The following is a 13,461-nucleotide window of genomic DNA, read 5'->3' as shown; positions in this document are numbered from 1 at the left end:
ATTCCTTGTCGCGGCGCCATGCCTCGCCTCGAGCATCGCTCGCGCAGGCCACCGCCCAGAACGGCTGCGGCTCTCCCACCACGCTACCGCACCGCCCGGAAGGGTCCTTGGTGTCCACCCTCGAGGCGAGTTCCGCACAAGTGAGCGGCCGAAGGCCGATAAGCACGTGGGCCGCGGCAGCGGCCATCCTTTTCGAACGCGGAGGACCTGTCTGAGCAGCGAGGGTGGACACCAAGGGCCCATGCGAAACGCTTCGGTGCATAGCGCTTTGGCGATACCGGGCAAGCGAACGCCACGACGAGTCTATCGAAACCAGCGGCGTCGGCTCGAAGCCCGTGCTGTCCCAGTCACGCGCACCAGTTTTTCTATGCCTAGGCCCCGGACTTCCGCGAAGAACCAAGAAAAAACCCCCGACGCATCGGGGGTTTTGGATCGAAGCCGGAGAAGGTCGTGACTTAGAACGGAATATCGTCGTCGTCGAAGCCTTCGTTGACCGGCGGGGCCGAGCGCTGCGGTGCATTGCCGCCGCGCGGCTGGCCGTAGTCGTCGCCACCGCGCGAGCCGCCGGCGTAGCCGCTGCGCTGCTGGCCGCCACCGCTGTTCCAGTTGCCGCCACCAGCGCCACCGCCCTGGCCGCCGCGCGCCTGCTGCGGACGGCTACCACCCTGGCCGCCGGCGAAGCCGCCGCCTTCACCGCCGCCCTGCCCGCCGAGCATCTGCATCTCGTTGGCGATGATGTCGGTGGAGTAGCGTTCGATGCCGTCCTTGTCGGTGTACTTGTCGGTGCGCAGCGAGCCTTCGATGTAGACCTGGCGGCCCTTCTTCAGGTATTCGCCGGCGATTTCCGCGAGCTTGCCGAACAGCTTCACGCGATGCCACTCGGTGCGCTCCTGCTTTTCGCCGCTCTGCTTGTCCGTCCAGGCTTCGGACGTGGCGATGCGCAAGGACGTGATCGCCGTGCCGCTGCCGGTGTAGCGGGTTTCCGGGTCCGCGCCGAGGTTCCCGACGATGATGACCTTGTTGATGCCGCGTGCCATGGATTTACCTCGTATGCGTGTACTTGCCCATGATACCGGTGCGCAGGGTGCGCCGGCGGGCTGGACCGGGTAGTTTCGTCGATGGTCACGCGGCTGGCAAACCGCGCCTGCGGAGCCCGTCCAACGCGGCGCGTGGGCGTGGAGCGCTCATTCCCAGCGGATCTGGACCTGGGCCGTGGCGCCCGCGGTCCCTGGCTGCAATGGGCCTACCCTGACATAGCGCGCCTGGAAGCCCAATTCGGGCGGCCCGGCGGTCCAGGAGAATTCCACCGCCGTGCTGCCGTCCGGGAGCAGGGGCTGGCCGCCGGCGGACCGCATTTCGATGGCCACGCCCGCGGCCTCGCCCACGGGGGCGATGAGGCCCGGATGTCCGGGGTAAGGCGTGGCGCGCATCGTGACGACCGCACGCGTCGCGCCGATGCAGTCCCGGCCGGTGAAAGCCGCCCCGCGCCACGGGCTGGTGGCGCCTGCTCCGGCCAATTCGCCGGCCGCCACGGCGCCGAGGTCGATCCGGATGCGGTCGGCCACCAGGTCGCAGGACGGGGCGATGGAGCCGAGCACGTGAAAGTCCAGACGGTCATCGGCCCGAATGGCCGGCGTCCCCACGAAAAGCAGACCGGCTGCCAGGCAGCCGGCGATGGTCCTGTTCATTCGCACACTCCTGTGTAACGGGGACGCGCCGCGGCTGGGGCCGGCAGATGCAAGCGCAGCGTGCACTGGCCGGCCGCGTCGCCCGCCCAGCGCAGCATCCAGCGGCCGGCGGGGTCTTCGGTGCGCAGGAAGATCCTGCCACCCTGGCCCACCAACCCGACGGAACGCGACGCCGGATCCAGTACCTCGGCGCCGAACGGGACAGGCCGCCCGTCGGCGAAGCGGGCGGTAACGAGCCAGGTCGTGGTCACCTCGGTCTCGAAAGGCACGCGCACCACGGCGCCTGCCGTGGGCGCGACGCGGCGATGCGTGGACGCGAACCCGATGTCGAGGGACGTGCCGCCAGGATCGAGGTCGATGGGATTCCACCGGTAGGGCAGGAGATGCGGTGCCACGGCATAGCCGCGCCTGCCGATTCGCGTGCCCGCACCTGTCGCGACACCCGCACCCCTCGCGCCCCGTGCATGGACGAGCGCCACCGCGTCGCCGAGACGCTGCGCCGGAGTGACGCCACCCGCATGGACCACCAGGCCGCCGGACGCGGAGATCGACGCCGCCCGCACCGACGCCGAACGGCCAACCGCACCGGCCAGATCCCCCCACGGCAGGCGCCGCGAGAGCGATGCGTCGACGCCATGGTTTCCACTCGGATGTCGGGCGAGCGCGAGCCCGTATTGTGTGGTGCCTTCCACGCCGGCGATGCCGTGCAGGCCTATCCGTGGCGCCCCGGCGCGTGCGCCGCCGGGCACGCTGGCGTACACGGTGGCGCCCGAAGGCGAAAGGCCCAGCGGCATGGACAGGCTCAGCTGACCGGTCATTTCCGATGACCTTCCCGATGCGTCGTTGCGCCGCGATCGGCGGAGCGTGAGGTCAACGCTGAGCTGCCTCCAGTGGCGGGCCCAGGAGATCGCCTCGTCGTGCGTGCTGCTGCCGCTGCCGTCGCTGGCGTGGGACACGCTCGCGCCGAGAACGCCGCGCCCGGCAAGCTCGCGCTGCATCAGCACGTCGAAGCGCCGGATGGCGTGCTGCCGCGATACGAACGCGCTTCGGGAATGCGGTTGGCTCTCGTACCCACGCGCAACGCCCACGGATACCAGGGTATTCGTGCCCCAGAGGCGGCCGTGCCGCATACGCCACAGCGTGCCTCGGCCACCCGATGGCCATCGCGAATGCGTGACCTCCGCCGAGACGGTGCCCGCGCGCGTGGGCAGCGCGCTTCCCAGCAACAGGGACGCGCTGTCGCTGGACGCGCGACCACCTGCAAAGGTGGTGACACCGCGTGCGAATCCGTGCCGCCAGCTGGCTTGCACGATGGCCGGTGCCGCCCCGCGCGCCACCACCGCGCGGCCGGCACTGAACGCATAGGAAGTATGGCCTTCGCGCAGGAGTTCGGGTGCTGGGAAATACGGCACGCGAAAGGTCCGAAGCCGCCCTTGCTCCTCGATCTCGACGTCGATGTCGCCGCCGCGAGTGGCGGCATACAGGTCGTCGATATCGAACGGCCCGGGCGGGACGAGAAGTTCGCGCAAGACGACGCCGGCCTGCATCACCCTGACCCTGGCATGGGCGAGAGCCACGCCCTTCACACGTGGCGCGTAGCCGTCGGCCCCGTCGAGCGCCATGCGCATGTCACTTGCCATGGAGAGGCCGCGCAACCTGACGGGCGAAAGCAATTCGCCCGTCAGGGGCAGGTCGCCGACGCGCACGCGCGCCCGCCACACCGCGAGCGAGCGCTCCACGTACGTATGACGATAGCCGTACCGTCCACCAGTCCAGGAGCCGGCGTGGCGAAGGCGCCACGCCCCGACATTGATGCCTGCGTCGCCCGCGGCAAGGAGCGTCGTGTCGTTCCGGCGCGGGCCCGACGTGTGGCGGGCATTCACTCGCCACGACAGGAGCCCGGCAGCGATACCGTCATCCCATTGTTCCGGGGGCACCGTGCCGTTACGACGCCGCGCCATGGCCGCCTGAGGTACCTCGATATCGAGGCGTTGCTCGCCCACGTCGAATCGGGCCGTGGCCGAATCGAGGCGGCGCTCGATCGGAAGACAGGACGTATCGCCTTCCCGAGACGGAAGCACCGCCGGATCGACGCCGAAGGCAATCAGTTCGTCCCGAGCGATGCATGCGTGTGCATCCGCACGATCGCCCGCGGACTCGAATCGAACCGGCCGTCGTGCCTGCCATTCGCCGTTCATTCGGATGTCCACGTGGTAGGTGCCGGGCAGGACAGGATTGCCGCGAGAGAAGCGCGATACGTCGAGCGCAGCCCCCCCGTTCGTCGTGAGGAACGCGCCTTCGAACTCGACCTCGCCGGCATCCTGCGCACGCGCGATGCGAGCCACCGTGATGCAGGCACCGAAGAGCTGGCTCGCGAACATGCGCAAGCCGCGCCCCCGCCGGTCGACGGGCGATGCATCCGTGCCCCGCGCCATAAGTGCATCGCCCGCGTCATCGTTCAAGTGCCGTCGAGCCGGGGATGGCCGCGCCGAAGTCGTTGATGGTCACGAAGTCGACCTTGCCGCCCTGGGCGCCACGCGCCGTGGCGGGGAGCGGGAAACGCATGGTCGCGCCGGGCGCCACCATGCCGCCACCGAGCTTCGCCTGCGCGGAGGCGCCCTTGGCAGGCACCAGTGCCACGGAGTTGAACGACACGTGGTAAGGCGATGGGTTCTCGACCTTCAGCACATCGGTGTCGCCGTCGCGCTCCAGCTTCCAGCGGAGGGCCGCCGTCGTTCGCACCGTCGGCGGGGGCGTGGTCTCAGGCCGATGGAAGAGCTTGAGGCGATGACGGAACGCGAACTGGAGGACGTTCGCGCCATGGGCCGTGGTGGGCTTGGGCGGGATCTCCAGGACATTCAACCAGTAGAGTGCTTCCTTTTCTTTCGGAGCCGCCTCGCCGACGTGCACGATACGCAGGGTGTGTGCCTGCCCCGGATCGATCCGGAAAGCGGGCGGCGTGATGGCGAACGGTGCGCGCGCCGTGGACGGCGACGATGTCTCGTCGCCGTCGTCGATCCATACCTGCACCAACGCGGGCTCGGCGCCCTTGTTCTCCACTCTCAATGAAACGTCGCGCACCTGCCCTGGAAAGACGACGCGCGTGCCGCCGATGACCACGGCGCCGCGCGCCACTTCGGCAAGGAGGAGACAGGCCAGGATGGCCAGGACGAGTCGTAGCATGACGGTTCCTTTTGTCACGATGACGATGGCCGGACGACGATGCAGCCCGGCCGATGTGCCTTCCCTGCCCTATTCGTAGGCGATCTGGAAGCCGACGCGGGAGTTCGCTGCCCCGGGCGTGATGTCGCCCGAACGGTAGTACCGTGCGATCAGATCGATCTGCGCCCTGTTGCCAGCCACGATCACGCTCTTGGAGTCTTCCGTGAACACGTTGATGGGGGTGCCGTCGCCGTTGGCGATCTGGATCTGGACGCCGGCCGCCGCCGTGCTGCCGGCGTCGACGTTGAGCCGCCCGCTGAGGCGGTCGATGGCGGGGCTGGCCGGATCGAAACGCACCTTGACTTTCGTGTCGTTGGCGCATTCCGCGTTGCCGCCGACCTGGATGCTGAACCCCCTGTCACCGTACGTCTGGCCGACCTGGGCGAGCGCACCGGCGCTGATGGTGTCCAGAGGGACACTTTTCGTGACGCCGCCCGTGCCCGGCTGCTGACCCTCGACCTGGCATGTGGCCGACGTGATCGTGCCGGTGATGTCGATGGTGCCGTCGTTCGCGGCCAGCGCGGCCGATGCCGTGGCCAGGGCGGAAGCGAGCAGGGCCACTGCGATGGATGGTTTGTGCATGGCGTTTTCCTCTAAGACTGGAACACGCCTCGGATGGGCGTGCGCGGCCAGTCTGCCTACGGACGCCGCCGCGGTTCGATACGCAAATTCTGAAAAATCCAACGAGTACAGTCACTTTCGCGGACGACACCGCGAACCGGGGTCGGCGGTTGCCCCCCGGCCGCGTGAGTGACGCGTCGTGGCCATGTCTTGCCCCCAAGGAAGCCATGCACACCGATAACGACGGCTCCACCCCTATAATGCCCGCTGCCATGTCGCTTACGATCGGATCCATGTCCTCCATCGCCGCACGCTCCTCCTCCCTAGATTTCGCCGGCGTTCGCGCCATGGCGGCAGACGACATGACGGAGGTTGACGCTCTCATTCGCCACCGTCTGTCGTCGGACGTGGTGCTGATCAACCACATTGCCGACCACATCATTGCCGGTGGCGGCAAGCGCCTGCGGCCGATGCTGCACGTGCTCGCCGCACGGGCCGCGGGTTACGGCGGGAAGGAGCACGCGAAGCTTGCCGCCATCATCGAATTCATCCACACGTCGACCTTGCTGCACGACGACGTGGTGGACGATTCGGACATGCGCCGTGGCCGGAAGACGGCGAACGCGCTGTGGGGAAACGCGGCAAGCGTACTGGTCGGCGATTTCCTCTATTCGCGCTCGTTCCAGCTGATGGTGGAACTCGACGACATGCGCATCATGCGCATCCTGGCCGACACCACGAACACCATCGCCGAAGGCGAGGTGCTGCAACTCCTGAACATCGGCAACGCCGATGTCGACGAGAGCGCCTACCTCGCGGTGATCGAACGCAAGACGGCCGTGCTGTTCGCCGCCGCGACCGAACTGGGCGGCGTGCTTGGTGGCTTGCCCGAGGCGCAGGTTGCCGCGTTGCGCCGGTACGGCATGGAACTGGGTTACGCCTTCCAGATCGCCGACGACCTGCTCGATTATGTTTCCGATTCGGAAACCCTCGGCAAGAACATCGGCGACGATCTTGCCGAAGGCAAGCCCACCCTGCCGCTCATCTACGCCATGCAGGCCGCCAACGAGGAGCAGTTGAAATCGCTCCGGCATGCCATCGAACACGGCGGACTGGATTCCCTGGATCGTATCGTTGCCGCTATCCGCGATTCGGGAGCGCTGGAGCGCACCCACGAAAAAGCGGTGGCGCATGCGTCGGCCGCACGCGACGCCCTGGCGGATCTGGCGCCCTCGCCGTTCCGCGACGCGCTGGCGGCGCTCGCCGATTACTCGGTCGAACGCCGCTTCTAAGGGAAGGTCACTTCGCCGCGGCGAAGGCTTCCTTCAACCAGGCGTGCATCGCGGCATAGGCGCGACGCGCCACCTTCGCGTCGTAGCGGCAGTTGCCCGTGGCGGTGGTCGCTTCCTTCTCGGTGAAGCAATGCACCGCGCCGCCGAAGTCTTCCATGGCCCAGTCGACCTTCGCACGACGCATCTCGTCCTCGAAGGCCGCGCGCTGCTCCATCGGCACGTTTTCGTCATCGGCGCCGTTCAGGGCAAGCACGCTGGCGTGGATGTTCGACGGCAGTTTTTCATCCGTGGCGAGAAGGCCGTGGAAGGTCACCACGGCGGCAAGGTTCGCGCCCTCGCGCGCAAGATCGAGCACGGCGGATCCGCCAAAGCAGAAGCCAATGGCGCCCAGCTTCGACACATCGATCGGGGCCTGCCGCGCTTGCGCCTTCAGCTCGTCGAACGCCCGCGACACGCGCTGGCGCATGATCTTGCGGTCGGCGTATAGCGGTTTCACCGCCGCGCCGGCCTCTTCCGTGTTGCCCGGGCGCGTGTTGCCGCCATACATGTCGGTGAGGAGAATCACGTAGTCCTTGCCCGCAATTTCCTTGGCTTTGGCGACCGCCATGTCGTTCACACCGAACCAGTTCGGCACCATCACGAGGCCCGGTCGCTTCGCGGCCACGGCGTCGTCATAAACGAGAAAGCTCTTGTAGGTCACGCCGTGATCGGTCCATTGCACAGGCTTGGCGACCATGGCCGCCGCGGCGGCCCCCACGTGACCGAAAGCGATTAACGACAGGACAAGCAAGGAACGGCGCATGGCGAGACTCCCTTAGGAACGTTCGCCAAGCATAGGAGTCCGCGAACCGGCTGTCGCGTTGTTCCGCATCCGTGGCGCAGGGTACCGGCCCGTCCGGCCGGCATCGGCGGGTGCCGAGGGTTACAGACCCGCGGCGTGCCTTGCCAGTCTTCGCTTCAAGGGAGCGAGCATGTCGATGGCCCGCACCCCGACGCTGCGTGCCGCCACCAGCGGCGGCGCCTGCCAGGCATAGATGCGCGCGAGCGCGTCGAACGACCACGCGTCGAGGCCGTCCGCGCTGCGGCGGCGGCGGGCGTAACGGCGCAGCACGTGGGCGGCGGCGATGTCGCGACCCAGGTCCCGGGCATGCACCAGGGTGTCGCGCAGTTCCACCACGTCGCGCAGCCCCAGGTTCACGCCCTGCCCGGCCAGCGGATGCACCGCGTGCGCCGCGTCGCCCAGAAGTACCAGGCGCTCGGCGTCGTACCGGTCGGCGAGCCTGAGACGTAGCGGGAACGCGGCGCGCTTCGTCACTCCCGTAATGGGACCGAGGCGGAAATCGCTTGCCACCCCCAACGCGTCGCGGAAGCCCTCGTCGTCCAGTGCCAGCACGCGCGCCGCCTCGCCATCGGGCAGCGACCAGACAATGGAACTGCGCCCATCGGCCAATGGAAGCAAGGCCAGCGGCCCCGTCGGAAGAAACCGTTGCCAGGCAGTACGTTCGTGCGGGCGAGCCGTTTCCACGTGCCCTACGATGGCGCGTTGCGCGTAGTCCCGGCCGTGCGTGCCGATGCCGACCATCGCGCGCAACGGCGACGCCGCGCCGTCGGCAGCGACCACGAGGCGCGCCGATACGCCCTGGCCGTCGGCCAGCTCGAGTTGTGCGCGATCTTCCCGCTGCGTCAGGCCCACCACTTCGGCGGGAACGATCCGGCGCACGCCGGCCTCGTCGAGCGCATGCCACAGGCAGGCCTGAACAAGGGAGTTCTCGACGATGTATCCCAGGACGTCGCGCCCTTCGTCGGCGGCGTCGAAGCGGATCGTGGCGCCGCTTTCCGCATCCCAGACCACCATCCGCTCGTACGCGGACGCACGCGCGGAAGCAATGGCCTGCCAGACGCCCAGATCGTGCAACAGGGCGACGGACGATGGCGCGAGGCCGACCACGCGCAGGTCCACCTCGTTCGCCGCGGCCCACGGCGCGGGTTCGCGCGCGTCGACGAGGGCGGTCGAGAATCCGGCGCGGGCAAGCGCCAGCGCGGTCGCCGCGCCCACCATGCCGCCGCCGACCACCGCCACGTCGAGCACATGGCCGCGCCGGCGCGGCATCGGATCGTTCCAGGTGTCGCTCATGGCGTCTTCTCCAGCACGGCCAGCGGTGCGTTCGGGCGGAATCCCATGCCACGCCGGGCCAGGGCGTGCCGCAATGGGGGCAGCCGGTCGAGGGCCAGCATGGCCACCGACCGCAAGGGCCCCAGCAGCGGTTGGTCCATGCACGCGAGGCGCACGAGGCCGTGGCTCATCGCCATGGTGCCTTCGCGGTCGGGCGTGCGCCGACGGACGTATTCCGCCAGCACGGCCGCGTCGCCGGGATCGCGGGCCGACACCGCCAACTCGGCCAGGGTGAGGGCGTCGCGCAGTCCGAGGTTGAAACCTTGCGCACCGATCGGATGAATGGTCTGCGCCGCGTTACCCACGAGCACGGCGCGGGTCGACGTCAAGGAGGTCGCCGCCACCCGGCGAATGGGATAGGGCACACGCTTGCCCGGCCGGCTCAGTCGGCCCAGGCGCCAACCGAAACGTTCCTGCACCAGCGCCGCGTACGCGCCATCGTCGAGCGCGGCGACCTCGTCCGCCCGGTCGGTCGCGACGGTGAGGACCACACCGACCCGGCGGTCGGTGAGCGGCAGGACCGCGACGGGCCCCTCGTTGGTGAAGCGTTCGAAGGCCCTGCCCTGGGGATCGCGCTCCGGGGTCATCGTGGTGACGAAGAGGGCCTGTTCGTAATCGTGTTCGTGGACGCCGATGCCAAGCTGTGCGCGAACGACCGAGCCCGTTCCGTCCGCGCCGACCAGCAGGGACGTCGCCACGTCGCGCCTTTCGTTTCCACTGGACACGCTTACCGCCCAACCGTCCGCCGTGGGAACGATGGACTCCACGCGCGCGGGCGCCATGCGAATGAGATGCCGGCAGCTGTCGATGCGCCGCAGGAGCCCTGCGCCCAGCTCGCGCGCCGGCAAGGTCCAGCCAAGAGCGTCCACGCCCTCGGCGGCGGCGTCCATGCGCACGCTGCCGAAGTCGCCGGCGCGACTGGTATGGATGTGACGGATGGGCGTGGCGCGCTGTCTGACGTGGTCCCACACGCCAATGGCGTCGAGACCGTTCACGGTTGCCCGGGAAAGCGCGAGGTTGCGCTCGTCGTAGCTTGGCTGCTCACCGATACGGGGCGCCGACGCCTCGATAAGTACTGCCGGCAGGCCCGCCGTATCGAGCGCGATGGCGAGGCTGGCGCCAACCAGGCCCCCGCCGACAATGAGGATGGGTTCGGACTGGCTCATGCGCGAATCATACGCCCCTGCCGCCACAGACACCCTGCCTCGACCACCGTGGCGTCGGCGACAATTGGTCACAGTGTCCCTAGAATCCGCAGATGGGTAATCGACTTTCGAAGATCTACACACGCACCGGCGACGACGGCAGCACGGGCCTGGGCGACGGCAGCCGCACCGGCAAGGACTCCCTCCGCGTCGCGGCGTACGGCACGGTGGACGAACTGAACAGCGCCATCGGCATGGTGGTCGCGGCGGAGGGCCTGGGCGACGACATTCGCGAGGCGCTCTTCCAGATTCAGCACGAACTGTTCGACCTTGGCGGGGAACTCTGCATCCCCGGCATGGCGATGATCCAGGCGAAGGACATCGATCGCCTCGAAGCGGTATTGGACGGCTTCAACGCCGACCTCCCGGCGTTGAAAGACTTCATCCTCCCCGGCGGAGGCATGGCTTCCGCCACCTGTCACCTCGCCCGCACGATCTGCCGCCGCGCCGAACGCGAAGTGGTTGCGCTGGGCAGGGTGGAGGACATCCGCCCCGAGGCCCGTCGCTACCTGAACCGCCTTTCAGACTTGCTCTTCGTCATCGCCCGGGTGATCGCACGCCGCAGCGGCCAGGGCGAGGTGCTCTGGGAGCACGAACGCCGCCCGCGCGGGTAACGGTGGGAGCACTGCCGGGTGCCTCGCCGGTGTAAGCTCCCCGGGCCGGTGCGGCCATGCGGACCGCACCTTTCAGGGAATCATGCTCATGGGCGACGTGCCATCGTGCGGTGGGGCTGGCGATTCTGCTAAGTTGGCGGCCTTTCGACCGGATAAGACAGCACCCGTGACGTCACGCATCAGCATCCTGCCTAAACGCCGCCTGCTGGCGACCGCCGTCGCCTTCATCGTTTCCGGCTACGCCTTCGAGGCGCCCGCCCAGAGTGCGCCGACGCAGGGGGAAACACGCGCCGTGGCTCCCGCCGCCCCTGTGGCCGCGGAAACCTGCCCATTGGGCTCGTTCATCTGTCCGCCCCGCCCGGTCAGCTATGCGCTGTGCCGCCCGAACGCGATGCTCGATTTCTACGAGCCCTCGATCACCAAGGACAGCTCGTTGCGCGACACCGCGGTAACGGACATCCATTCAGGTATCGACGACGGCAATCTGGCCGGCGTGAAGGTCGAGAGCCCCGAGCCGAACGTCTATCACATGACCGGTGGCGTCCGCCTGGAGCGCGCCGACCAGGTGCTGCGCGCGCAGGACGTTACCTACAACTCGGACTCCACCGCGTACGATGCCCGTGGTGACGTGAAATACCAGGAAGCCGGCATGCTCGTGTCGGCCGACCGCATGACCGGCACCACCACGCCCAACCAGGGCGATGCGTATAACGTCCGCTACCAGCTGCTGCAATCGCGCGGCAACGGCGTGGCCGACCATGCGAAAGTGATGGACCCGCAACATGGCAGGTTCACCCTCGCCAGCTATTCCACGTGCGATGTGGGCAGCCGCATGTGGGAGTTCCGCGCGAAAACGATGAACCTCAACAAGGAAACGGGTGTCGGCGAGGCGCGCAGTGCCACCATGCGCTTCAAGGGCGTGCCGTTCATGTACCTGCCCTACTTCACGTTCCCGCTGGACGATCGGCGCAAGAGCGGTTTCCTCTACCCGACGTTCGGTTCGAGCAGCCGCTCCGGCCTGTTCCTCAACCTGCCGTATTACTTCAACCTGGCACCGAACTACGACGCGACCATCACGCCGGGCTACTACAGCGACCGCGGTTTCATGCTGGGCGCCGAGTTCCGCTACCTGCTGCCGCGCTCGAACGGTACGTTCGACGTGAGCTACATGGCTCGCGACAGGGGGCCCGACGATGACGAGAGCGGCACCAGCGACCGCGACGGTTCCAAGCAGCGCTACTTCGTCCATATCACCAACTCGACCAACCTCGGCAACGGCTTCAATTTCGGCGCGAACATCAATCGCGCATCCGACAACCAGTATTTCCGCGACTTCAGCAACGACCTCTACCAGTCGGCGATAGGCATCCTTTCGTCCAGCGCTTATGTCACGAAAGGAGGCAAATACTGGAACGCCGCCCTGGGCGCCGACGACTACCAGAATGTCGACGCCGGCCTGCCGAACTACGTCGTGCCGTATCGCCGCTGGCCGCGCGCCACGTTCAACCTGGATGCGCCGGTGAACGACTGGCTCGACGTCGGCGTCGACAGCGAGGCTGTTGCGTTCCGCAAGGTCGACCGTGCGCCGGTATCCGGAACCTTCCCAGGCCAGGTCGACGGTAACCGCCTGGACCTCGCCCCCTATCTAGCCGCGGATTTCTCCGGGGCGTCCTGGTTCGTCCGCCCGCGCGTCGAGTATCGCTACACCGATTACCGCCTGGATTCGGATTTCCGCAGCTTCAACTACACGAAGCAGAGCCCGTCGCGTTCGGTGCCCATCGGCAGCCTCGACGCCGGGCTGATCTTCGACAAGCACGTCAATCTGTTCGGCAGCGACTACACCCAGACGCTCGAGCCGCGCATCTATTACCTCTACGTGCCGTACCGGAACCAGAACGACCTTCCGACCTTCGACACCAACGTGATGTCGTTCGACTTCTGGCAGCTGTTCACCACGAACCGCTTCTCCGGCGCCGACCGGCAGATGGACGCGAACAACCTCACGGCGGCGCTGACCACCCGCCTGCTGGACGACAGCGGTGTGGAGCGGCTTTCCGCCAGCATCGGCCAGATCAAGTACTTCAGCGACCAGAAGGTGCAGATGCCGGGCGTGGCGCCCACCGACTTCTCCAAATCGGACTACGTGGCCCAGCTCGCTATCCAGCTCAACGACAAGTGGCGCTTCAACAGTTCGTACCAGTGGAATCCGAACAAGCAGCAGAGCCCGTACCTGAACGACCAGGGGCAGGTCTTCCAGCAGGGCCGCAATACGGACCTTGCCACGGTCCAGTTGCAAAGGCGCATCAAGGGCGACGGCATCGTCAATTTCTCGTACCGGTACCGCCGCAACGTGATGGAACAATTCGACACTTCGGTGGTCTTTCCTGTCTCGGAAAGGTGGCGCGCGCTGGCTCGCTGGGTCTTCGCCCGCCGCGACGTTCTCCCCGTGACCCTGAACAATGGAGCCACCTTCAGCGCCTTCACCTTCTCCCATCGCACGCTGGAGGCCGCGGCGGGCGTGGAATACGACAGCTGCTGCGTGGCCTTCCGCGTGCTCGGCCGGCACTACGTGCACGACTACCTGCGGAAGACCGACAACGCGGTGATGTTCGAGGTTGAATTCAAGGGCTTGGGCTCGCTCAACCCGCAATCGGGCGCCTACCTGCGCCGTGCTATCCTTGGCTATCAATAAATGGGGCAGGTGCC

11 protein-coding genes are annotated in these 13,461 nt (G+C 67.5%); 3 read left to right on the top strand and 8 right to left on the bottom strand.

What is annotated here, in order from left to right; translation table 11 throughout:
* Positions 1–455: 455 nt before the first annotated feature.
* The 5 genes from ssb to FHS47_RS18190 all read right to left on the bottom strand — a co-directional run bounded on the left by ssb (position 456) and on the right by FHS47_RS18190 (position 5,492).
* A complete protein-coding gene (ssb, locus tag FHS47_RS18210; RefSeq protein ID WP_167031557.1) occupies positions 456–1,037 on the bottom strand; it encodes a single-stranded DNA-binding protein in 582 nt (193 codons plus the stop codon).
* A gap of 147 nt (positions 1,038–1,184) precedes the next feature.
* The gene (locus FHS47_RS18205) at positions 1,185–1,688 is read right to left on the bottom strand and encodes a fimbrial protein (protein WP_167031554.1); all 504 of its coding nucleotides are present in this window, start codon (positions 1,686–1,688) and stop codon (positions 1,185–1,187) included.
* Positions 1,685–4,069: a fimbria/pilus outer membrane usher protein gene (locus tag FHS47_RS18200; RefSeq protein ID WP_167031551.1), complete on the bottom strand. Its 2,385-nt coding sequence runs from the start codon at positions 4,067–4,069 to the stop codon at positions 1,685–1,687. Before FHS47_RS18200 ends, FHS47_RS18205 begins: the two co-directional genes overlap by 4 nt.
* 70 nt (positions 4,070–4,139) lie before the next feature.
* Entirely contained in the window at positions 4,140–4,871 is a 732-nt protein-coding gene (locus FHS47_RS18195; RefSeq protein ID WP_167031548.1) for a fimbria/pilus periplasmic chaperone, read from the bottom strand.
* 69 nt (positions 4,872–4,940) lie between these two features.
* Entirely contained in the window at positions 4,941–5,492 is a 552-nt protein-coding gene (locus FHS47_RS18190) for a fimbrial protein (RefSeq protein WP_167031545.1), read from the bottom strand.
* Between the two features lie 272 nt (positions 5,493–5,764).
* On the opposite strand from FHS47_RS18190, the gene FHS47_RS18185 reads away from it, so the two are divergent.
* Positions 5,765–6,763: a polyprenyl synthetase family protein gene (locus FHS47_RS18185; protein ID WP_208382133.1), complete on the top strand. Its 999-nt coding sequence runs from the start codon at positions 5,765–5,767 to the stop codon at positions 6,761–6,763.
* Between the two features lie 7 nt (positions 6,764–6,770).
* Here the strand turns inward: FHS47_RS18185 and FHS47_RS18180 are convergent, their stop codons facing one another.
* The 3 genes from FHS47_RS18180 to ubiH all read right to left on the bottom strand — a co-directional run bounded on the left by FHS47_RS18180 (position 6,771) and on the right by ubiH (position 10,102).
* On the bottom strand, positions 6,771–7,565 hold the full coding sequence (locus tag FHS47_RS18180) for a dienelactone hydrolase family protein (RefSeq protein WP_167031542.1): 795 nt from the start codon (positions 7,563–7,565) through the stop codon (positions 6,771–6,773).
* Positions 7,566–7,685: 120 nt separating this feature from the next.
* The gene (locus tag FHS47_RS18175; protein ID WP_208382132.1) at positions 7,686–8,897 is read right to left on the bottom strand and encodes a UbiH/UbiF/VisC/COQ6 family ubiquinone biosynthesis hydroxylase; all 1,212 of its coding nucleotides are present in this window, start codon (positions 8,895–8,897) and stop codon (positions 7,686–7,688) included.
* The gene (ubiH, locus tag FHS47_RS18170) at positions 8,894–10,102 is read right to left on the bottom strand and encodes a 2-octaprenyl-6-methoxyphenyl hydroxylase (protein ID WP_167031539.1); all 1,209 of its coding nucleotides are present in this window, start codon (positions 10,100–10,102) and stop codon (positions 8,894–8,896) included. Before ubiH ends, FHS47_RS18175 begins: the two co-directional genes overlap by 4 nt.
* A 92-nt stretch (positions 10,103–10,194) precedes the next feature.
* Here ubiH and FHS47_RS18165 point away from each other — a divergent pair, with 92 nt between their 5' ends.
* Together FHS47_RS18165 and lptD are read left to right on the top strand one after the other, a co-directional pair.
* The gene (locus FHS47_RS18165) at positions 10,195–10,755 is read left to right on the top strand and encodes a cob(I)yrinic acid a,c-diamide adenosyltransferase (RefSeq protein ID WP_167031537.1); all 561 of its coding nucleotides are present in this window, start codon (positions 10,195–10,197) and stop codon (positions 10,753–10,755) included.
* 166 nt (positions 10,756–10,921) lie between these two features.
* Positions 10,922–13,447, top strand: a complete 2,526-nt coding sequence (gene lptD, locus FHS47_RS18160) for an LPS assembly protein LptD (RefSeq protein ID WP_208382131.1) — start codon at positions 10,922–10,924, stop codon at positions 13,445–13,447.
* Positions 13,448–13,461: the final 14 nt, after the last annotated feature.

The sequence above is a fragment of the Luteibacter sp. SG786 genome (genome assembly GCF_011759605.1).
Classification (GTDB): Bacteria; Pseudomonadota; Gammaproteobacteria; order Xanthomonadales; family Rhodanobacteraceae; genus Luteibacter.
Note: the sequence above shows the minus strand (reverse complement) of the source record. Positions and strands in the feature narration are given on the sequence as shown.